General features: G+C 71.7%; 15 protein-coding genes and 1 pseudogene. 8 read left to right on the plus strand and 8 right to left on the minus strand.

Annotated features, from left to right (window positions below):
* The 3 genes from VGN18_RS11110 to VGN18_RS11120 all read right to left on the minus strand — a co-directional run.
* The coding region (locus tag VGN18_RS11110) for a S1 RNA-binding domain-containing protein (protein WP_327539752.1) at positions 1 to 526 on the minus strand (526 nt) is incomplete at its 3' end.
* Positions 527 to 709: 183 nt separating this feature from the next.
* The gene (locus VGN18_RS11115; RefSeq protein WP_327539753.1) at positions 710 to 1681 is read right to left on the minus strand and encodes an alpha/beta hydrolase; all 972 of its coding nucleotides are present in this window, start codon (positions 1679 to 1681) and stop codon (positions 710 to 712) included.
* Positions 1682 to 1718: 37 nt separating this feature from the next.
* Entirely contained in the window at positions 1719 to 2213 is a 495-nt protein-coding gene (locus VGN18_RS11120) for a hypothetical protein (protein ID WP_327539754.1), read from the minus strand.
* 228 nt (positions 2214 to 2441) lie between these two features.
* On the opposite strand from VGN18_RS11120, the gene VGN18_RS11125 reads away from it, so the two are divergent.
* On the plus strand, positions 2442 to 3311 hold the full coding sequence (locus VGN18_RS11125) for a class I SAM-dependent methyltransferase (protein ID WP_414655044.1): 870 nt from the start codon (positions 2442 to 2444) through the stop codon (positions 3309 to 3311).
* Positions 3296 to 4183, plus strand: a complete 888-nt coding sequence (locus tag VGN18_RS11130; protein WP_327539756.1) for a GNAT family N-acetyltransferase — start codon at positions 3296 to 3298, stop codon at positions 4181 to 4183. The genes VGN18_RS11125 and VGN18_RS11130 overlap by 16 nt, the downstream gene beginning before the upstream one ends.
* A 98-nt stretch (positions 4184 to 4281) precedes the next feature.
* On the opposite strand, the gene VGN18_RS11135 is transcribed toward VGN18_RS11130, so the two are convergent.
* Complete coding sequence (locus tag VGN18_RS11135) at positions 4282 to 5307, minus strand: DUF3068 domain-containing protein (RefSeq protein WP_327539757.1); 1026 nt, start codon at positions 5305 to 5307, stop codon at positions 4282 to 4284.
* A 223-nt stretch (positions 5308 to 5530) separates the two neighbouring features.
* Between VGN18_RS11135 and VGN18_RS11140 the strand changes: the two genes are divergently transcribed.
* Together VGN18_RS11140 and VGN18_RS11145 are read left to right on the plus strand one after the other, a co-directional pair.
* Positions 5531 to 7414, plus strand: a complete 1884-nt coding sequence (locus tag VGN18_RS11140; protein WP_327539758.1) for a hypothetical protein — start codon at positions 5531 to 5533, stop codon at positions 7412 to 7414.
* Positions 7411 to 8634: an acyltransferase gene (locus VGN18_RS11145; protein WP_327539759.1), complete on the plus strand. Its 1224-nt coding sequence runs from the start codon at positions 7411 to 7413 to the stop codon at positions 8632 to 8634. Before VGN18_RS11140 ends, VGN18_RS11145 begins: the two co-directional genes overlap by 4 nt.
* Positions 8635 to 9489: 855 nt before the next feature.
* Here the strand turns inward: VGN18_RS11145 and VGN18_RS21230 are convergent.
* Positions 9490 to 12564: pseudogene (locus VGN18_RS21230) on the minus strand (alpha-(1->3)-arabinofuranosyltransferase domain-containing protein); the annotation flags it as partial.
* 206 nt (positions 12565 to 12770) lie between these two features.
* Between VGN18_RS21230 and VGN18_RS11155 the strand changes: the two are divergent.
* Positions 12771 to 13928: a glycosyltransferase family 4 protein gene (locus VGN18_RS11155; RefSeq protein ID WP_327539760.1), complete on the plus strand. Its 1158-nt coding sequence runs from the start codon at positions 12771 to 12773 to the stop codon at positions 13926 to 13928.
* 292 nt (positions 13929 to 14220) lie between these two features.
* Complete coding sequence (locus VGN18_RS11160; RefSeq protein WP_327539761.1) at positions 14221 to 15969, plus strand: LamG-like jellyroll fold domain-containing protein; 1749 nt, start codon at positions 14221 to 14223, stop codon at positions 15967 to 15969.
* A 64-nt stretch (positions 15970 to 16033) separates the two neighbouring features.
* On the opposite strand, the gene VGN18_RS11165 is transcribed toward VGN18_RS11160, so the two are convergent.
* From VGN18_RS11165 to VGN18_RS11175, 3 genes are read right to left on the minus strand one after another with little or no spacing between them, the layout of a single operon-like run.
* On the minus strand, positions 16034 to 16180 hold the full coding sequence (locus tag VGN18_RS11165) for a hypothetical protein (protein WP_327539762.1): 147 nt from the start codon (positions 16178 to 16180) through the stop codon (positions 16034 to 16036).
* A 33-nt stretch (positions 16181 to 16213) separates the two neighbouring features.
* The gene (locus tag VGN18_RS11170; RefSeq protein WP_327539763.1) at positions 16214 to 17947 is read right to left on the minus strand and encodes a hypothetical protein; all 1734 of its coding nucleotides are present in this window, start codon (positions 17945 to 17947) and stop codon (positions 16214 to 16216) included.
* 5 nt (positions 17948 to 17952) lie between these two features.
* A complete protein-coding gene (locus VGN18_RS11175) occupies positions 17953 to 18975 on the minus strand; it encodes a glycosyltransferase (RefSeq protein ID WP_327539764.1) in 1023 nt (340 codons plus the stop codon).
* Positions 18976 to 19082: 107 nt separating this feature from the next.
* On the opposite strand from VGN18_RS11175, the gene VGN18_RS11180 reads away from it, so the two are divergent.
* Entirely contained in the window at positions 19083 to 20285 is a 1203-nt protein-coding gene (locus tag VGN18_RS11180) for a hypothetical protein (RefSeq protein ID WP_327539765.1), read from the plus strand.
* A 41-nt stretch (positions 20286 to 20326) separates the two neighbouring features.
* A complete protein-coding gene (locus VGN18_RS11185; RefSeq protein WP_327539766.1) occupies positions 20327 to 21013 on the plus strand; it encodes a class I SAM-dependent methyltransferase in 687 nt (228 codons plus the stop codon).
* The last annotated feature ends 5 nt before the right edge of the window (positions 21014 to 21018 follow it).

Consider the following 21018-nt stretch of genomic DNA (forward strand, 5'->3'; position numbering starts at 1 on the left):
TGGCCTCGAGGGTCTTGCCGACGTAGGGCTGCAGGTCGCGGACGCGACGCATCTCGACGAGCGACGCCGGGAGGAAGCCACGCAGGCCGATGTCGAGGATCAGGCCGCCCTTGACGACCTCGATGACGGTGCCCTCGACGACCTCGTCGTTGTCCTTCTTCTCCTCGATCGTGCCCCAGGCCCGCTCGTACTGAGCGCGCTTCTTGGACAGGATCAGCCGGCCTTCCTTGTCCTCCTTCTGGAGAACCAGGGCCTCGATCTGATCGCCGACGGTGACGACCTCGTTGGGGTCGACATCGTGCTTGATGGAGAGCTCGCGGGAGGGGATGACACCCTCGGTCTTGTAGCCGATGTCGAGCAGGACCTCGTCTCGGTCGACCTTGACGATGGTGCCCTCGACGATGTCGCCATCGTTGAAGTACTTGATCGTCAGGTCGATTGCTGCGAGGAAGTCCTCGGAGGTGCCGATGTCGTTGATCGCGACCTGCGGCGTGGTGGAGACAGGAGCTTCGGTGGTGGACGTCATTGAGTAGATGGATCCTGACAAGTTGAGTTGTACGGGCGCGGACATGCCCTGATCGCAAGCGAGAACAATCTTCCCCCGGGCGAGCGGCCTACTCCATGTCGAGGCCACAGACCTGTCCGCCGACGACTCTACTCGTCCACCCGCGGGGTTCGGAAATCCCCCTGGACCCCGCCATCCCCGCAATTACGGGCGCAACGCACTCCGGATCGCCCGGACGGCCTCGGCGAGCGCCGGGCCGGCTGCCGGGACGACCCCGGGCAGCGAGATGTAGCCGTGCACCGCGCCGGCGTAGGTCGTCTGCTCGACCTCGACGCCGGCCGCGCCGAGGGCGTCGGCGTAGGCGATGCCCTGGTCGCGCAGGAGGTCGAATTCGGCCGTCTGGACGAGGGCACGGGGCAGGCCCGAGTGGTCGGCCGCGCACAGCGGCGACACGTACGGATCGGCCGGATCGCGCCGCTCGCCGCTGAGGTAGAGCCCGGGCACGTTGCGATGGTCGGCGAGCTGCAGGATCGGTGCGGTCGCGTTCTCGTGTTCCGACGGGTACTCGCGCGAGATGTCGGTGGACGGGTAGATGAGCACCTGCAGCGCGATCGCCGGGCCGCCGCGGTCGCGGGCCATCAGGCTGACGACGGCGGCGAGGTTGCCACCCGCGCTGTCGCCCATGACGGCGAGGCGGGTGGCGTCGACGCCCACCTCGTCGGCGTGCGCCACAACCCACTCGGTCGTGGCGTAGCAGTCCTCGGCCGGCGTCGGGAACGGGTGTTCCGGAGCGAGGCGGTAGTCGACCGACACGACGACGACGCCGGCCTGGGCCGCGACCGAACTCGCCCACCACTCGGACTGGCGCGGATCACCGGACACCCAGCCGCCGCCGTGGAAGTTGACGACGACCGGTCGCGGGGCTGCAGGTGCGGCCTCGGGCCGGTAGATGCGCAGCGGCAGCACGGTGCCGTCGACCAGCGCGAACGAGGAGTCCTCGACCGCGACGCCACGCGCCCGGCCGCCGGTTATCGGCGACATTCCGGGCAGCCGCAGCATCCGGCGCCGCAGGTTGCTCGCGGCCCGCACCTTGTCGGCCGGCTGCTGCATCACCGGGGCCCACTCGAGGCGGTGGTAGACGGCCCAGAACGCGCGGGTCTTCAGGGGGATCGGCACGTCGCCGAGGCTAACCGCCGAAGGTCGGGACGGCGCGTCAGCCGTCGCGGCTCACAGCCGCCAGCACCGCCCGCACCCGCTCGGGCGGCACACCCCACGGGTGCTCGACGCCGACCCGGGCGTCGAGGTCCCAGAGCACGCACTCCTCCCCCGGCCCGGCGACCATCGCCCAGGCGAGGACGGTGCGGCCGAGCTGATCGGCCATCGATCCCGCGTCGTACCCGGCCGGTGCACCGCCCTCGGGGTGGTGGTGCAGGAAGCGGCCGTAGGCGTCGTCGCAGAAGCGGGCGTAGCGGGCGGTGCACAGGATCAGGCCGTGCCAGGCCTCGTCGACGGCGTGCGACGGCATGCCGATCACCTGGCCGTCGCGCAGGGCCGCCCCGGCGCAGCGCAGCCACTGCCGCAGTCCGGTGGCGATCAGGTCGCGCGGAGCCCAGGGGCAGGTCTTCCAGACGGCCTCGGGCAGGTCGAGGCGCGCCGCCGCCGCGGACACCCGGAGGACGTCGACGCGACGTCGTGATCGAAGGTGCACCGCTTGATCCTCCCGCGTCCTATCGTGTCGTCATGCCGGTCGTAGCGATACTCGTGATGCTGGGCGCCCTGGTGCTCGTCTTCAACGTGGCGCGCTGGAGCAACAACGAGCGACGCCGCCAGGGACGCTGGGATGCCGCCGGCGGAGCGGCCAACAGCTCGGGCGGCGGTGGCGACGGCGGGCACCACGGAGGCTGCGGCGGCGGCCACGGTTGCGGTGGCGGAGGTTGTGGCGGCGGCGGAGGCTGCGGAGGTGGAGGCGGCTGTGGTGGCGGCAGTTCCTGAAGATCCGACCGCGCGCCCCGAGACGCGGGGGGTGGCCCGCCGCCCGGTGGCCGCCGACGTCACGACGCGGGCCAACCGCGGCTGGTGGGACACCGACGCCGACGACTACCACGCCGAGCACGGCACGTTCCTGGGCGACGCCGACTTCGTCTGGTGCCCGGAGCGGCTGCGCGAGGCCGAGGCTCACCTGCTCGGCGACGTCCGCGGCCAGGACGTCCTGGAGGTCGGCTGCGGCGCGGCGATGTGCTCGCGCTGGCTCGTCGGCGAGGGGGCGCGGCCGGTCGCGTTCGACCTGTCGGCCGGCATGCTGCGCCACGCTCGTGACGGCGCGCGGCGCACCGGCGTCGGGCTCCCCCTCGTGCAGGCCGACGCCGAGCACCTGCCCTTCCGCGACGCGTCCTTCGACCAGGCGTTCACCGCGTTCGGCGCGATCCAGTTCGTCGCCGACAGCGCCCGTCTGATGCGTGAGGTCGCCCGGGTGCTGCGCCCCGGCGGCCGCTGGACGTTCGCGACGACGCACCCGACGCGCTGGGCCTTCCCGGACGATCCCGGCCCGGAGGGGCTCACCGCGACGATGCCGTATTTCGACCGCACCCCCTACGTCGAGGTCGGCGCCGACGGCGGCGCGCTCTACGTCGAGCACCACCGCACCCTGGGCGACCGCGTCCGCGAGATCGCCGCCGCCGGCTTCCGGCTCGTCGACCTCGTCGAACCCGAGTGGCCCCTGGGGCACGCGCAGGTATGGGGGCAGTGGTCGCCGACGCGGGGACGGATCCTGCCGGGCACGGCGATCTACGTGTGCGAGCTGCGGTGACGGTCACCCGCCCGGCCACGCTCGCGGACCTCTCCGAACTCGCGGCGTTGCAGGCTCGGTGGGAGACCGCGTGGCTCGGTGGGGTCGAGAGCGACGCGGACGAGGTGCGCGAGACGCTCGAGCCGTGCATCCCGCTCGCCGGGCACAGCCGGCTGGTCCTCGACGGCCCCTCGATCGTCGGCGCGGCGTGGTGGCACGGTCACGAGTCGAGCTTCCTCGTCGACCCGGCCGTCGACGCCGGTCCGGCCGGCGCGATGCTGCTCGACTGGCTGGCCACGACCGACGTCGACCACCTCGACGTGCTCGGTGAGGACACCGCACTCCAGGCGACGCTCACCGCGCGAGGGTGGCGCCACGACCGGTCGGCCTTCGACCTGATCCGCGCCGTCACCCCCGACTGGGTCCTCGACGAACCACGCTGGGACGACGGCATCGAGGTGCGCCCGTCCGAGCCCGACGACGCGGCCGCCATGCACCGACTGCTCTACGTCGACGCCGGCTGGGCCGACATCGCCGGGCACCCGCACCGCTCCTTCGACGAGTGGCGATCGCTGTTCGTGACGCCGGCCGACAAGCCCGAGCAGCAGGTGCTCGCCTGGCGCGGCGAGCGTCTCGTCGGGGTCGCCACCGGGCGTGTGTTCTCCGACGGCGGCGGCTGGATCGCCCAGCTCGCGGTTGCCCGCAACGAGCGCGGCCACGGCCTCGGCCGGGCGCTGCTGCTCGAGGGCCTGCGGCGCCGGCAGGCGGCCGGCGCGACCTCGCTCGGCCTGTCGGTGCAGGCCACGAACCGGGCCGCGCTGGCGCTCTACCTCAGCGTCGGTCTCGGCATCGAGCGGGAGTGGATGAACTTCGTCCCGCCGCGCGCCCGCTAGACCCGCACCGCGTTCGGCCGCGCCGCCGAGCGTGCCCCGGCAGCTCGTGTGGCACGCGGTCGCGACGGCGGTGAACCTGCGGCACGCAGCCGGCGCGGTCAGGCCATCGCGCGGTCGTCGGTGCGCGTCGTCGGCTCGCGATCCGGGGCGGCGTTGTCCGGCTCGGCGCGGTCCGGTCCGGCATCGGGCTGCGGTGTGTGGTCCGGGAATATGTCCTGGTCGTCCGTGCCCGATGCGCCGTGGCGACGCCGCAGCAGCGCGATGCCGCCGGCGAGCGCGGCGAGACCCAGCACGCCGAGCGCGATCGGGGCCCAGAGCTGGGCCACGCGCAGCTGGTTGATCTTGTTCTGCGCGAAGTCGGTCTGGTAGTTCACGGCCTGGTCGTCGAAGGACAGCGTGGTGTCGAGAGCGACCGTGCCGTCGGCCAGGGTCTGAACCTGGCGCTCGCGACCGTCGATGATCGCGCCCGTGGTCGGCTCGACCCACACGGTGCGGGTGTCGTTGTAGGTGCCCGGGAAGAGGTGCTGGATCTGGTACGGCTGGTTGCCGGTCGCCGACGTGAACTCGTAGACGGTCAGCCCGTGGATCGTCGTCGTGCGCTGGTAGACCGCGGGGAACGCCTTGGCGACGTCGGGCTGGAAGAACTGGTAGGTCTGCTTCTTGGTGTCGATCGGGAACTTGTACGACAACCCGGTGTGCCGGGCCGGCTGGCCGTTGATCTTCTCCTCCCAGCCCGGCTTGTCGACGTGCACGGACTCAGCGGTACGGCGGTTGGCGGTCACCCGGTCGGTCGTCGTGTCGAGGAAGCGAGGGTCGGTCTTCGGCACGCAGTCGGGGGTGTCGCCGGAGACGATGACGATGCAGAGGGTCTCGAACACCGTCGTGTTCGTGCTGTCGGAGGCCTTCGTGTCGGTCTTGACGACGCGCGTCGCCCGTAGCGTCACCTGCTCGGGCTTGTTGGTGCTCGGGTTGAACTTCGTCGCCTGCCCGGTCGAACGCTGGGTGATGTCGAGGTTCAACGGCGTCTTCTTCGAGCCGTTCGCGACGTAGGTCGGCATCAGCACCGCGAGTACCAGCGCGAACAGACTCAGACCGATGAGCACGGCGCCCAGCGCTCTTCGCATAACAACGCCCCCACGTCAAGTCGACGTCTCAGTGATGACTAAGGGCCGAACGTACCAGGGAGTGCGGCGTCGATACCATGCACGACGACCCCTTGCGTCGGGGTCTTTCGCCCCGTGACGACGCAGGGGCCGACTCCCGATGATCAGATCGCGGGCACGAAGGGCGGAGTTCGGAATGGCTGCCGGAACTGTGGCGCGAACGCGCGCCAGGTACGGCTCCCCGGTGAACAAGGCGCTGCGCGGTGCCGATCGCTTCATCGTCGTCATCACCGCGATCGTCGTCGCTCAGATGATCTTCCTCGGACTGTTGATGCGGGCGGGCTGGTACTACCAGGCCGACCTCGCGAATCTCGCCGAAGCCACCGGCAAACCGTTGTCCTGGTCCTACCTCAGTGCGCCGCAAGGCGGTCACTTCGTGATGCCCGTGCGCTTCATGTTCTGGGTGTTGAATCGGGTGGCGCCGCTCAACTACGCCGTCACCATCGTGCTGCGCCTGGTCGGCCAGGCGCTCGCGACCGGCCTGCTGGCGCGGCTCTTGGTCCTTCTGGTGGGACGTCGCCGCATCGTGGTCGCCGCGGTCGCGCTGTACGCCTTCAGCCCTTTTCTCATCCAGGCCGACCTCTGGTTGTCGGCATCGGTCGGGCTCATCGGCGCCCAACTGCTCCTCATCGCCGCGATCAGCAACCACGTGCGGTACTCCCTCGATCGACGGATGTCGAGGGCCGTCGCGACCGCTGCGTGCGTCGTGGGCGCAACCCTGCTGTCCGAGCAGGCGGCGGTCACCGCCGTGGTTCTCCCGATCCTGTCCTTCGGCTACCTCACGTCAGGTTCCGCGTCGGCACGGGTGCGCGGGGTGCTGTCCTGCTGGCGCGAGTGGTTGTGCATCGGCGTCCCGATGTTCGGCTACGTGGCGTACTACTTCTCCGGGACCGGTGGCTACGGCGTTGCCGCTCACCCGCTGGGGATCACGAGTGCTCTTGATGTCATTCGGGTCGAGTGGACGAAGACGATTGCGCCGGGTCTCATCGGCGGGCCGTGGCGCTGGTTCTCGGCCGGCGACAACTTCCTGGGCCTGTCCAATCCCTCGACGACGACCCAGGTGCTGTGCCTGGCGGTCGTCGTCGCCGTCATCGGGCTGTCCATCCGGGCGCAGGGGTGGCGCGCATTGGCGGCCTGGAGCATGCCCTTGGTCGTCTCAGCCGTAGGGATTGTCGTCGTGGCAGTCGGACGCTACGCCGCCTTCGGCATTGTGATCAGTCAGCAGTTCGAGCACGCGTACTACGCCGCGTTGCCGGCCGCGGTGGCCACGACCCTCGCGTTCAGCGGCCTCGACACCGAACAGGTGCGTCGGCGCTTGTCCGGTGATGCGACGGCGGCAGGCCGGCCGTCGGTCGATCCCGCAGCCACGCCGCGCTCCGCGGCCGCCCGTCGGCTACGACTGCTACCGCACTGCGTGGTCGTGGCCGTGGTGACCAGCTCGATCTTCTCCGGCGTGACCTACGCACAACTGTGGGCCCGTAGCCCAGCCCACCGTTACGTCTCGACGCTGGAACGCAGCCTGCGCGAGGCGAAACCCGGCACTGCTCTGTACGACAGTCCGGTGCCCACGCGGATCATCCCCCTGGAAGCCACGCACTACGTGTCGGACATCGTGGGACTCACCGACGTCCGTGCCGACTTCAGTTACACCGCGCCGCGCCCGTCACTGGTCGACGCCAACGGTCGGGTCGTGCCGGCAGCGTTCTTCGTGCAGACCGAGGTGGATCTGTCCGAGCCGCAGTTCTGCAACTTCCCGGTGCAAGGCACGACGATCGTCACCCGACCGTTCCGAGCGGTTGCACGGCGCAACGATTGGTACCTGCAGATCGGGTACTTCCAGCAGTACGCGTCCGTGGTGGCGGTGACCGTCATCGACCGGGACGGTCGGGAGCGGTTGCCGACGGCCGGTACCCGACAGTTGCTGCCCGCCGGGCTGGGGCGGTTGCACCTGATGTTCCGTCACACCTCGCCGGCCGCCGTCCGCATCCGCAGCTTGAGCCCGGCGACCAACCTGTGCGTCACCGGCGCCCAGATCGGCTTCCCCTTCGCCGTCAAGAAGGCCGGATGAGCCGCCGCACGCGGCAGGGGACCGATCACGTCGGTGGCCTCGACGGGGCACGCGCGATCGCCGCCTACGGGGTCATCGCCACCCACGCCGGGTTCAACACCGGCCGGTCCCTGGACCACGGCCCGTTCGCACCCCTGCTCGCGCGGCTGGACTTCGGCGTGACGATCTTCTTCCTCCTCTCCGGCTACCTGCTGTACCGGCCCTTCGCCCGGTCGGCCATCCGGGAGCGGCCGGCACCGCGGCTCGGGCCGTTCTGGTGGAGGCGGGCGCTGCGCATCCTCCCCGCCTACTGGCTCGCAGTTGTGGTCACGCTGGCCCTGCTGTCCGATCGCCGCGGCCGCCCGTCGGACTGGTTCAGCTACCTCTCCCTGGTGCAGACCTATAACCACCACGACGTCGACACCGGGCTCGTCCAGATGTGGACGCTCGTGGTCGAGGTCGCGTTCTACGCCGCGCTGCCGTTGTTGGCGATGATCCCGCGCCTCGCGGGCCGGGCCTCCCCCGTGCGGGCCCATGTCTCGCTGCTCATCGGCATGGCCGTCGTCGCCCTGGGTGCCGATCTCGTCACGCACACCGTCACCGCCGCCGCTCCCGCCCAGCTGTGGCTGCCCGCGTATCTGGACTGGTTCGCCCTCGGCATGTTCCTGGCGGTGGCCAGCTGCGTGCCGGTCGACCACGCACGGTGGCGTCGTGCTCTCGACGGTTGGGCGACCTCGCCCGGAACGTGCTGGATCGCAGGCGCACTGACCTTCTGGCTCGCAACCCTGCCCCTCGCCGGCCCGTACAACCTGATCCCGGCCACGACGTGGGAATGGACGCTGAAGCACTACCTCTACGGCGCCGCCGCCTTCTTCTTCCTCTTGCCGGTCATGCTGGGCGACCCGCGCGCGTGGTCGCACCGGTTGCTGTCACACGCGGTGCTGCGCCGGCTCGGTGAGATCAGCTACGGCGTGTACCTGTGGCATCTGCCGCTACTGATCTTCATCCAGCATCGGATGCACTGGCGCGTGTTCGGCGGTCACTTCCTGCCCCTGTTCGTCCTCACCTGTCTCGGTGCCTCCGCCGCCGCTGCCGGGTCGTACTACGTGCTCGAGCGGCCGCTGCTTCGTCGGTTCAGTCGGCCGTGGCGCCGTGGGGGGCAGCAGCGTGACCAGCAGCAGGGCGACGGCGAGGAGGCACAGCACCTGGACCGCGCCGGTGTCGGCGAGGGGGCCGGCTGAGTCGGCCGGCGCAATCGCCTCCGCGGCGCCGGCCACGAGGACGATCGTCGCAGCGCACACCGCCGCGATGTCCGACCGGGGGAGCTCGCCGGGAGCTCGTGCCATCGCCGCGCGCAGCCGCACTCCGCCTCGCCGGACGACGAGAACGCCGGCGAGTACGACCAGCCCGGTGATCCCGCCGAGCAGGCCGAGCCCGATGGTCACCGCCCCGAAGGCTCGCCACCCGCTCAGCGCACCCGAGGTGGTGCTCGGTTCGGGCGCGCCGGCGCGCGGGCGACGGATCGCGGCGCCGAGCAGGACGAGCACGGCGATCGCTCCCAGCCCGAGCCCCCAGTCGACCGGCTGTTGCGGCGTGAAGACCAGCCGCACGATGCCCGAGGACCCAGCCGGTACCAGCCACCCCTGATGCCAGCCGTCGAGCGTCACCGCCGTCAGAGCCCGGCCGCCGAGGCTGGCCGACCAGCCGGCATTCGCGTTCTCCGCGACGGACAGAAAGGCCGCGCCCGTGGTCGCGACCCGGACCTCGCGGCGGGTGCTCCCCCAGGCCCGGACGTGCACGGTGCCCGCGTCGGCGACCGGCGGCGTCGTCGTCGTAGACCCAGGCCGTCGCAAGACGATCGAGGCGGGGCTCGACATCGCGTCGGAGGCCAGCCGGATGCGGTTCAGTCCCCGCTGCAGCGGCACCGGGCCCGGGCCGCACGGCGTGGCGGAAACCGGTGCGCCGGACAGGACCTGCGCAGCCCCGGCGTCCACGCGCAAGGGCACCGTCGCCCCGTTGACGAACAGGGTCGGCCCGCTCCCGCACGGCACGTGCACCGCCGCCTCGACCCGACCGAGCGGCGCGCGTGGGCCGACCAGCCGGATCTCGCCGATACCTACCGGCAGCAGCTGTCGCCGACCACTCGCCGAATCGGTGTTGACCCGCAACGTCTGGGCCGTGACCGTCAGCCTCAGGGTCGACGTGGTCTGCGGGCGTGGGAAGCGAATGCGCCCGTCAGCCGGCACGCTCGTCTGGAACGTGAGCTTTCCGACCTCGATCACCACGCGGGTCGGCGCCGCAACCGGGGCGCCGGCCAGCGGTGATATCTGGAGACCGTCGAGGGTCTCCGGGCGAGCCGTCGACAACTCGATCGACGGCAGGCGGGAACCGGCCTTGGCGACCCATCCGGTCGCGGGGTTGTCGTCCACGGCTGCGCCGGCCCGCTGGCGCGGGTCGGTCGAGTTCACCGACGACGCGAGCGCGCGCACTGGGTTCCCGACATCCAGCCGGGCGTCCAGCTGCGGCCCCGGCCGCAGGTACACACCGGCGACGGCCTGGAACTCGGCGCCGGCCGCGAGCCGGAAGGTCCGATCGAGCGCGTCGTCCTCTTCCCCGGCGGCGGCCCACGACGGCTCGCACGCGGCCGAGTCCTGCACGGTGAGGCACGCCGAGCGGCGTCCGGGCAGCGCCGCGAAGTCCACCACGTCGGGATCCGCCACGCCCGGGATCACCAGGGTGCGCGACGGGAGCACCCCGCGGATCGCGACCGACGCGAGAGCAACCTGCGTACGCAATCGCGCATTCGCCATCTCCAGGACGGTCAGCCGGATCCGGCTCGCGCGGCCCGGCGGCAGCGGCAGCGTCTGATTGTTCGAGTCCGGAGAGACATCGTCCTCGACGGCGCCCGACTCCGTGGAGACCCTCAACCGGATCGGGTAGTTGGGACGGTGCGCGGCGAACGCGATCTCCACCGACGGCTGGGGCAGAGCCCGAGGGAGGTCGATCTGGAGCCACTGGCCGACCGCACCGCGGTTCGACCGGCTCAGCCACGCGGTGCCCGGCTGGCCGTCCAGTGCCGCCCAGCCCGATTCGGACGCGGAGGCGGCTGACGAGACGGTCAGGTTCGAGATGCCGTCGTACGCCACCGGCGACAGGCTGCCGACTCCGGATGGCAGGTAGTCGTGAGCGGCCCGAGGGACGCTGTAGGGCTGGGCGACGGTCATCGTCGCGGCGTACTGATTCACCCCGCCGAAGCCGAATTCCCGCCGCCGCGTCCCCTCGGTGAGTACCGAGATCGGGGCCGAGATCGCCGCTGCCGCGCTGGACGGTACCGGGCCGAAGATCACCGGTGCTGTCGCGGCGACACCCGACGCGACCAGCTGCGGCAACTCGTCCGACGAGCCGTTGGACAGCACGGTCCGTGCCGCCGGGATCAAGGAGACTGGCGAGCTCCAGTCCGTGTTCTCGTACACCTGCACCGGCCGCCCGGCGCGGCTCAGCCCCAGGTCGACCAACCGGTTGGGGTCGTCGCCCGCGATCGGCCGGGGGCCGAATGATGCGGCCAGCACGAAGTGGGGCGAGTGGGCCAGGGTGCCGAATACGAAGCGTTGAGGGGTCGCCTGCGAGGCGCCGGCGTCCAGGTCGTTGCGCACGATGACGTACCGGATGCCGGAGCGAGCGAGTAGGGGTGCCAGTGTCGGGTCGGCAGCACCGGCTGCGAGTATCGATTCGACGCGGTCCAACAGCCGGATGTAGCCGGGCTGGGTCAATGGCGTCGCGTCACGTACCGTCCACGGACCTGCCGCCACGGGCTGCAGTGCATCGTCGCGCGGTTGCCCCCAGACGTAGGCGGGCTGAGCCGCCCCTGGTACCACCAGGGCCCGGCCGCTGCCTTCGTGCTGACCCAACCACGTCCCGGTCTGCGTCCACCACGTCGGTTCGTTGATGTCGCGGGTCTGCGGCACGATCCGCCCAGCGATCGCGGGGGTGATCGCCACCGCGGCCAGACCGACGACGGCGACGGCCGCGAGCGCCCGGGGCAGGACGGTGACGGCCGTGCCCCTGACGTGGAGGACAGCGTCCTTCGGGATTCGACGGCTGAGCGCGGCGACGGCATGCCCGACGCCGATCGCGATCGGCAGCCGGATAACCGGATCGAACTTGTGCACGTTGCGGAAAGCAACCAAGGGCCCGTCGAGCAGGTGGCGCACCGATCCGGCGAAGGGCGGCCCGACGGCCGTGACGTGGCCCAGGGTCACCAGCACGAGCCCCACGACCAGCACCGTGACGAGGAACTGTCGATGCGGTGTCCGACGTCGGGCCGAGCCGGCCACGCCGATCGCAGCGATCGCCGTCGTGGCGAGGATGGCCGCCGGGGCGACCGCGAGGATCCATCCGGCCGGCCACACACCGGGGCCGAGGTAGGCCTGCCAGTGATCGACGCCGCGCAGTGACCGCACCAGGCTCGTCGCCGATGTGGTCACTGCGCTGGACTCGATCCAGTCGAGGAACGGCGGGCTGTAACGGCCGAGCAGGACCAGCGGCACGGCCCACCACAGGCACGCGAGCAGCACGGCACCGATCCACCACAGCGTCAGCGCCCGGCGCCGGGGTCCTCGACCTCGTGAGAGCAGCCACAGCAAGGGGACCGGCAGGATCGCCAGGGTGGCCGAGGCGTTGATGCCGCTGGCGAACAGCAGGGCAACGCCGGAACGGGCGGCGGCACGCCGGGGAGACCCGGCCACCGCCCCCTGTACGAGCGGGATCATCACCCACGGCAGCACGACGACCGGTAGCAACTCGGAGGAGATGACGCCGAGCTCCATCAGCACGCGTGGTGCGAGGGCGTAGGCCAGCCCCGCCGCGACGCGCGGCCAGAATCCCGGGACGCCGAGGAGCCGCGCCAGACGCACCAGGCCCAGAAAGGCGGCGACCAGCAACGCCGACTCCCAGGCGCGCTGTACGACCCACGGCGAGAGGGCCGAAAGCTTCCCGAGGACGAAGAACGGACCCATCGGGAAGAGATAGCCGTAGGCCTGGTCCTGCAACTGCCCCGCCGCCGCGGTCGGGTCCCACATGGTCAACGCGTTGCGCAGGAACCGCACCGGACTGACCAGGAGGTCCAGCTTGGTGTCGGCCGCTTCCCGGCCCGAACTCTGCGCGAAGGTCATCAGGGTGAGGGCGAGCCCCACGCAGGTGAGCCTCAATCTCGCTACCGAGAAGGCCGCGGACGACTCGGACCCGGAACGCACCGGTGCACGGTACCGTTCACGTCATCGCGGCGTTGCCGGACGCATGCGGACAGAGGGCTTTGGACCCGCCCACGGCGGATCAAAGGCCGATGCCACGGGGTGGGTGCACGCCTAATGTCGCTTCGATGACGAGTCGCGCGGCGGGTCGACCGAGCGACACCTCGCCGGTCGACGGGCCCGCTCGGCGGAGTATCGCGTTCCTGGTGTGGCGCGACACCCAGCATCCCGAGGGCGGTGGTTCCGAGCTCTTCGTCGAGAGGGTCGCCGAGCATCTGGCCGCGACGGGGTGGAACGTCACGATGTGCGTCGCGGCCCACCCGAACGCGCCGCGTGACGAGGTCCGCCGAGGGGTCCGGATGCGGCGCCGTGGAGGACGACTGACGGTGTACCTCCACGGCCTGATCTACCTGATCGGCCCGCGCGGACGCCGCACCGACGTCATCGTCGACGTCCAGAACGGAATCCCGTTCTTCTCCCCCCTCGTCCGCCGGCGGTCCATCATCAACCTGGTGCACCACGTGCATCACGAACAGTGGCAGATCATCTATCCCGGCCCGGCCGGAAAGATCGGCTGGTGGCTCGAGTCGAGATTGGCTCCCCGCCTGTACCGCCGCCATCCGTACGTGACCGTGTCCGACGCGACCCGTCGCGAACTCATCAGTCTCGGCATCGCCGCCGACCGAATCACCGTGGTGCACAACGGCGTCGATGCCCCGGCGCCGGAACGCCGCGAACCGCGCGCCGACGAGCCGACCATCTGCACTCTCAGCCGGCTGGTCCCGCACAAGCAGGTCGAGCACGCGCTGGAGGCGGCGGCCGTGGTCCGGCGCGCACTCCCCCGGTTGCGGGTCGAGATCGTGGGCGACGGCTGGTGGCACGAGTCGTTGACGGCGCGAGCCACCGAACTCGGACTGGATGATGCCGTCACGTTCCACGGTGCCGTCTCCGACGCCCGGCGCGACGCCCTCCTCGACCGCGCGTGGGTGCTGCTCGCGCCGTCGGTCAAGGAAGGATGGGGAATAGCGATCATGGAGGCCGCTGCTCACGGCGTCCCGGCCATCGCCTACAGCTCGGCCGGCGGAGTCCGGGAGTCGATCGTCGACGGCGAGACCGGCTGGCTGGTAGCCGACTCGGCCGAACTCGAGAAGCGCACGGAGGAACTGCTCACCGACCCGACACTGCGCGAGCGGATGGGCGCGAACGCGCGCGCCCGGGCCGCCGGGTTCGACTGGGCGAGCACCGGTCGCAGGTTCGCCGACCTGCTCGACGACCTGGCCGACTGAGTCGCGTGACCGCACGACCCCGGTCCTGGCCGGTGCGATGATCCCTGACGAGCGATCACCGTCGCAGGCGAGGATCACAATGGCCGACATGCAGTTCGACACCAGCGAGCTCCGGCCCGCGGCCGACACGAGGTCGGTCCGCACCGCCACGATCACGCTTCGGCGGCCGAGCGCGTACTCCACTGCGGTCGGACTCGTCGGGGGCTGGGCCGTACTCGCCAATTTCGCCCGGCTCGGCTTTCCGGGATCCGGGTTCGACGAGCCCCTCTACGCCATCGCAGGGTGGCGGTACGTGCACGGCGAGACCGGCACGCCGCCCAGCGGGGGCTTGTCGAACTTCGACAATTTCGAGCACCCCCCGCTGGCGAAGTACCTGTTCGGCCTGGCCGAGCTGGTCGCCGGCCATCCGAGCGTCTTCGCGGCCCGCGTCGTCTCCGCCACCTGCACCGTCGCGACCGCCTTGATTCTCGGCTTGTGCCTCGGGCGGGTGGCCGGTCGTTGGATCGGGCTGGGCGCGGCGGCGATGGTCGCGGTGCTGCCGATGCACGTTCCGGGGCCGAATCTGCCGTTCCGCTTCGGCCGTTACGCCTACCTCGATCCGGTCGCGGAACTGTTCGCCGTCGGCTCGGTGGCGCTCGCGTGGATGTGGTTCGAACGGCGGGGCCGATCGGGCTGGTGGTTCGCCGCGGCCACGGGGGGATGTGTAGGGCTCGCCGCGGCCTGCCGGGAGACGGGCTTTCTCGGAGCGGTCGGCTCGGTGATCGTCGGATTGGTCCTGACTGCGCGCCGGAGAAGTGACGTCGGCAACCGCCTGGCCCAGACGGGCGTGGCAGTGATCATCTCTGCGCTCGTGTTCGTGGCCACCTACGCCGGCCTGGGAAACCCGGCCCGCGCCATCGGTTTCCTGATCCATTTCCAGCGCGAACATGCCGCGGTGGGCCACCAGGTGCAGTACGCAGGTCGGGTCTCCGTCCACCCGCCCGGATGGGCATTTCTCTGGTTCGCCCAACACGGCGTCGGTTCCGTGGTTGCGATCGCCTGCCTGGTCTGCGTTGCCGCCGCGATCGTCCTGCGACACGACCGAGTGGTGCTCTGGTGTCTCGCCGCCCTCGCCGCTCCACTCGTGTTCCACATGGCCCTCGCCGGAGTCATCCTCGGCTTCTACTGGGTGATGTGGATGCCTGGTGTGCTCGCGCTCGTGTCACTCGGCGCGGCCGAGCTGGTGCACCTGGTGCGGCGGGCCACCCCCCGGGTTCGGCTGGGCGGCCTCCTTCTCGGCGTTTCCTGCCTGTGCCTGTTGGCCGCCGCGTCCGTGCGCGACACCTACCGGATGGTGTCGCTGAGCGCACCGCCGGACCAGCCTTACTCGGCGACGGTTCTCCGCTACTCCCCGCTCACCTATCTGCGCCTCGACGAGCACAGCGGATCGACGGCGGCCGACGCATCCGGCAACGATCATGCGGGGACGTACTCCGGCGGCCCGCGTCTCGGGGCCCACTCGCTGCTCGCCTCCGAACCGGGTCACTCCGTGGTGTTCAACCGCTTCCAGCAGTTCGCGCGCGTCCCCGGCGCGTCATGGATGGACTCGCCCGATTACAGCTTCTCCGTGTGGTTCAGCGGCTCGCGACCCGACGGGTACCTCCTCTCGCGCGACAACTTCGTCGCCAAGGTGTGGAACCTGCAGTTCGACCCGTCCGGTCATCTGCGCTTCGTGACCTATTCGTCCTTCCGCGGGGAGGCTCACGTCGTCGACAGTCGCGCCGCATACGACGACGGGCGGCCTCACCTCGTCGTGGGTGTCAAGCATGGATCGACGATGCTGCTGTACGTCGACGGCCGGCTCGACGGGTCCGCGTCATTCCCCACGTTCGCCCGATCGACCACTGCGAGCATCGACCTGGCCCGGCGCGGCAACGGCTCCGGATACCTTGCGGGAGCGCTCGACGACTTCGCCTACTTCGACGTGGCGCTGTCCGCCGACGAGGTGCGCAGCTTGTACCGGGCCGGGATCCAGCCGGGGCCGGCAGTGCGATCGCGCTGAGGCCTCTCGCGGTGGGCGGCGTGTCCGATTCGCTCGGGTCGGCCGGCCGAGAGGCGGGGTCGGGCTACTTCTGCCCGTAGTCGACGACCTGAGCCCCGGCCGGGTTGTGGTCGGGCGCCGCCGTCGAACTCGACACGATTCCCAGCGCGGCGAACGTCGCGAGCGTGCCGCCCACGATGCCGGACAGGATGATCGAGATCCACTTACCCACGGCGTGACTCCAGGTCTAGTAACTCCGTTCACCCTAGCAGCGGTGCTGACCGTCCGACGGGGTCTTTCGTCGCATCGCGCCCGCTCGTACGACCCCCGCGCCCGCCGTGCCGGCCAGCCCCGCGAGGACGAGCAGCGCGAGCAGATCGGCGGCCACGACGACCGCCACGCGCGCGGCGGACGGGTGGCGGGTGACGACGGGGGCGGGCACGCGGAAGAGGGAGACGTCGCGGCCGCGGAACACCAGTGTGAGTCCGCCGAGGTCGGGGACCCGCCCCGGCGTGCCGTGCTCGACGACGACCCAGGCGACCCCGAGGCGGGCCAGGTCGGCGGCGACGGCCGGCCCGGCCAGCGCCGCGCCCACCGCCCGGGCGTGCGGGTTCTCGCCGGCGAGCAGGCGGCCCGACACGGCCAGCCGGTCGTCGACGACGGTCGGACCCGGCAGCAGCCGCGGCGCCGGGTCGAGCACGCTGGCGCTGCGGACCCACCCGAAGCTGCGGTACGACCCCCAGGGCAGCACCGCCGCCTCGCCGGGTCCGATCCGCTGCGCCACCACCTGCCAGTCGCGCGGGTAACGCACCGGCTGCAGGGTCGGCCGGAGCGTCGCGGCGGCATCGGGGAGCACGATGAGCGGCAGCGTGAGCGCCGCGACGACGAGCGGTATCCGGGCGGGCAGCACCCGCGCGCGGTCCCACAGCCGGTCGACCGCGGCACCGACGAGCAGCGCCTCGAGCAGCACCAGCGGCAGCACCCATTTCTGGGCGTCGCGCAGCAGGCCGGCGCCGGGCACGTGGGCGACGACGACGCGCGCGACGGCCGCGCCGCCGGGCAGGGACGACAGCACCGCCAGCACCAGCCCGGCCGCGGCGGTACCGGCGAGGGCGAGGCTGAGGCGGCGACCGAGGTGCGCCGCCAGGCGCGGCGCACCGTAGCCGGCGGCGGCGGCGAGGACCGCGAGCCCCAGCCAGGGCAGCGCGCCGCCGCGGCTCGACGGCACCACCACTGAGTCCCAGATGCCGCCGCCGTCGAGCAGGCTCAGCAGGGCGCCGCCGGGGTGCTCGGAGCGGGCGGCGAACGCGGCGACGCCGGCCGGATCGCTCGTCGCGCCGGCGCCGGACACCAGGGCCGGCACCAGCCAGGGCAGCTGCAGTACCCCGGCCAGCGCGGCCGTCGCCGCGACGCCACGCCGCGAGCGGCCGGCCGCCGCGACCGCAACGGCGACCAGGGCAGCGATGACCCCGCCGGTGGGGGTGATGGACGCCGCGGCGAGGGCGACGGCGAGCGCGAACCACCCGGCCGCCGACCGGGCGCGAACCGCGGCCAGGATCACCCACGGCACGGCGGCGTAGGCCCACAGCAGCGCCCACTGCCCCAAGGCCAGACGCTCGACCACGTAGGGGTTCCAGACCGCCACGCTGAGCGCCGCCAGTCGGGCCGGCAGGGCGCGCCGGCCGAGCAGCGCGGCTACCCCCGTTCCGGCCGCGACGACCGGCAGGACGAGCGCGAGCCGCCCGACGACCGCGCCGTCGAGCAGCTTCTCGGCGAGCGCGACGAGGGCGTCGACCGGCACGGCTCGCGGCGCCGCCGACGACACCCCGACGCTGTCGAGGCCGAGCGGCTGGCGCGGGGTGAAGACGAGGTCGTGGCCGAGCGGGTAGCCGGCCCAGGAGAGCGGCCACAGCAGCACGGCGGTGAGCGCCCCGACCCACCCGAGCACGGCCGCGCGCGGGAGGGCGTCGCGCCACGTCCGGGCGGTCCCGACCGGCACGTGCCTCAGCGCCAGACGGTCGTCGCGCCCTCGGGCACCTCGTCCGGCTCCAGGGATTCGAGCGGCAGGCGCGGCAGCTCCGGGCCGCGTCCGAACCGCATCTTCTTGGTGTGTTCGAGGGCGTCCTCGATGAGGGTCCGGTTCGTGCGGATCAGGTCGGAGACGATGCCGACGATGATGCAGAGGAACGACATGATCAGCAGGATCGCGCCGACCAGCAGCGACTGCAGGTGCCCGCCGGGATTGCCGTCGATGATCTGCAGGATCGCGAAGCGGACGAACGGGATCAGCCCGAGCGCGGCGAGCACGCCGGCGAGCGCGATGAAGATGGCGTACGGCTTGTACATGATGTAGCCGCGCACGATCGCCCGTGCCGACAGCGCCACGTGCTGCCGGGTGGAGGTGAACAGCCGCGACTCGCGGGTGCTCGGGTTCGTCGTCACCGGGATGCTGTCGATCTCGAGGCGCTTGTTCCCGGCCTGGATGATCGTCTCCAGGCAGTAGCTGAACCGGGTCACGGTGTTGAGCAGCATCAGGCTGTCGCGCGAGTAGGCCCGGAAACCGCTGGCGGCGTCGGGCACGTCCGTGCCGGCCACCCGGTTCACCACCCGGCTGCCGAGCTTCTGCAGCTTGATCTTGCGCCACGAGAACTCGTGGTTGAGGTGCACCTGCCGATCGGCGATCACGATGTCGGCCGTGCCGGCGAGGATCGGCTGGACGAGGTCGGCGATGCGCTCCTGCGGGTACTGGTTGTCGCCGTCGGTGTTGACGAGGATGTCGGCACCGAGCTCGAGGGCGCGCTGCGCGCCGTCGTGGAAGGCGCGGCCGAGACCCCGGTTCCCCGCGTGCCGCACGAACTGGGTCACCCCGTGCTCGATCGCGACGTCGACGGTGCGGTCGGTCGAGCCGTCGTCGACGACGAGCACGATGATCTCGTCGATGCCCGGGATCTGCTTCGGGACGGACGCGAGGACGAGCGGCAGCGTCCGCTCCTCGTTGAGGCACGGGATCTGCACGACCAGTCTCATGCGGCTCCCCTCCCGTCTCGGCAACGCAGCGATCGTACTCATCGAGATCAGGTCGGCCGCGCCTCTACGCTGTGCGGGCAGGCGAGTCGGGTCGAGGAGGCGGTGGGGTGGCGATCGCGACCTCGCGCACCCTGGCACTGTCGGCCGCCGCCGTGCCCGTCGCCTTCGTCGTCGCCAACACCGTCAGCTACGCACTGCTGCTCGTCGCCGCGCACCTGTTGACCGCCGCGCAGTACGGCACGCTGTCCTCGCTGCTCGGCCTGCTGCTCATCTCGACGATCCCGATGCTCGCCCTGCAGACGGTCACGGCGAGACGCACCGCCACCCGGGGCGGCTCGGCCGGCATCGTGCGGGGCACCGCGGCGGTGGGGCTCGCGGCCACGCTCGTCCCCGCCGCGCTGAGCCCCGCCCTCGCGCTGTTCCTGCACCTGCACAGCGTGGTCGGGGTGCTGCTGGTGGCCGCGACGATCCCGGCGACCGCCGTGCTCGGCACGGCGATGGGCGTCGCGCAGGGGCGGCGCCGGTTCCGCTGGCTGGCCGTGCTGATCCTGGCCGGCACCGGCGGCCGCTCGGTCGGCGGTGTCGTCGGCCTCGTCCTCGGCCGCACCCCCGACGCCACCTTGGTCGGCATCCTCGTCGGCACTGCTGCGGCCGCGCTGCTGGTCGCCGCGGCCGGCAGCGACTTCGCCTCGCGGCGGGCCTCGGTGCGCGACCGCACCCGGGCCGGCGTGCTCGGTGAGACCGCCCAGGCCGCGCACGCCCACGGCACGTTCCTGCTGCTCGCCAGCCTCGACGTGCTGCTCGCCCGGCACGTGCTGAGCCCGGAGGCGGCCGGGCTGTACTCGGTCGGCTCGGTGACCACCCGGGCCGCCGTGTGGGTGCCACAGGCGGTCATCGCCTTGATGTTCGCCTCGCTCTCCGAGTCCGAGCAGCACCTGCGAACGGCGCGCCGGGCGAGTGCGGTCGTCCTCGGGCTCGGGGCTGCGCTGGTGCTCGGCACCTTCGTGCTCGGCGAGCCGGCGGTGAAGGTCATCGGCGGCAGCAAGTACCACGACCTCGACGGCTACATCTGGCTGTTCGTGCTGCTCGGCTCGCTGCTCGCGCTCGTGCAGCTGGCCGTGCTCGCCGGGCTGGCCCAGCGCCGCACCCGCCGCGTGCTGGTGCTCTGGCTGATGATCGGCGCCGACCTCGTCGCCGTGCTCACCACCAGCGACGGCATCACCCCGCAGCGGCTCGTGGTCACGCTGGTCGCCGTGGCCGCGGTCGCGGGCGCGGCGGCGCTCGCCCTCACCGTGCGCCCGCGCCGGTAGGCTCGCCCGACGTTGTGACCCCGGCCGAAGGAGCTCGACGGATGCCCGGATTCGACCCGGTGTGGGCGACCGCCGACCCGATCGGCGGGTGGCTCACCCGCGATCAGGGCCGCGCGCTGTGGGACGCCGCTGTCGCACTGCCACCGGGCGCGCGGATCCTCGAGATAGGCAGCCATCAGGGCCGCTCGACCGTGGTGCTCGCCTCCGCGGCCAAGGCCGCCGGCGGCTCGGTGATCGCGGTCGACCCGTTCGTCTCCGGCCGGCTGTTCGGCGGCGCCGCGACCCGGACGGTCTTCGAGAAGAACCTGGCCGACGCCGGGGTGAGCGATGCCGTGCGGCTCGAAGCGGTTCGCAGCACCGAGCTGCGCCCGGGCTGGAGCACGCCGCTCGCGATGGTCTACATAGACGGCAAGCACGACTACTGGACGGTGCGGGACGACCTGCGCTGGGTCGAGCACCTCGCCCCGGGGGCGCCGGTGCTCGTCCACGACTCGTTCTCCTCGATCGGGGTCACGCTCGGGCTGCTGGCGCACGTGCTGCCCGGGCGGCAGTTGCGTTACCTCGGCCGGGCCGGCTCGCTGGCCCGCTTCGTGGTGGGTCGGCCGTCGGCCCGCGACCGACTGCGCCTCGTGGCCGAGTTGCCATGGTTCGTCCGCAACGTCGCGATCAAGATCGTGCTGCGGGTCGGGCGCGCGTTCGGGCACCACAGCACGCCCGACCCGTACTGACCCTC

It is taken from the genome of Jatrophihabitans sp., assembly GCF_036000465.1.
Lineage (GTDB): Bacteria > Actinomycetota > Actinomycetes > Mycobacteriales > Jatrophihabitantaceae > Jatrophihabitans.

Bases quoted from the DNA above. Each gene is read 5' to 3' on its own strand.
- VGN18_RS11135 (WP_327539757.1), bottom strand. From the start codon at position 5,307: ATGCGAAGAGCGCTGGGCGCCGTGCTCATCGGTCTGAGTCTGTTCGCG.
- VGN18_RS11145 (WP_327539759.1), top strand. From the start codon at position 7,411: ATGAGCCGCCGCACGCGGCAGGGGACCGATCACGTCGGTGGCCTCGAC.
- VGN18_RS11155 (WP_327539760.1), top strand. From the start codon at position 12,771: ATGACGAGTCGCGCGGCGGGTCGACCGAGCGACACCTCGCCGGTCGAC.
- VGN18_RS11175 (WP_327539764.1), bottom strand. From the start codon at position 18,975: ATGAGACTGGTCGTGCAGATCCCGTGCCTCAACGAGGAGCGGACGCTG.
- VGN18_RS11185 (WP_327539766.1), top strand. From the start codon at position 20,327: ATGCCCGGATTCGACCCGGTGTGGGCGACCGCCGACCCGATCGGCGGG.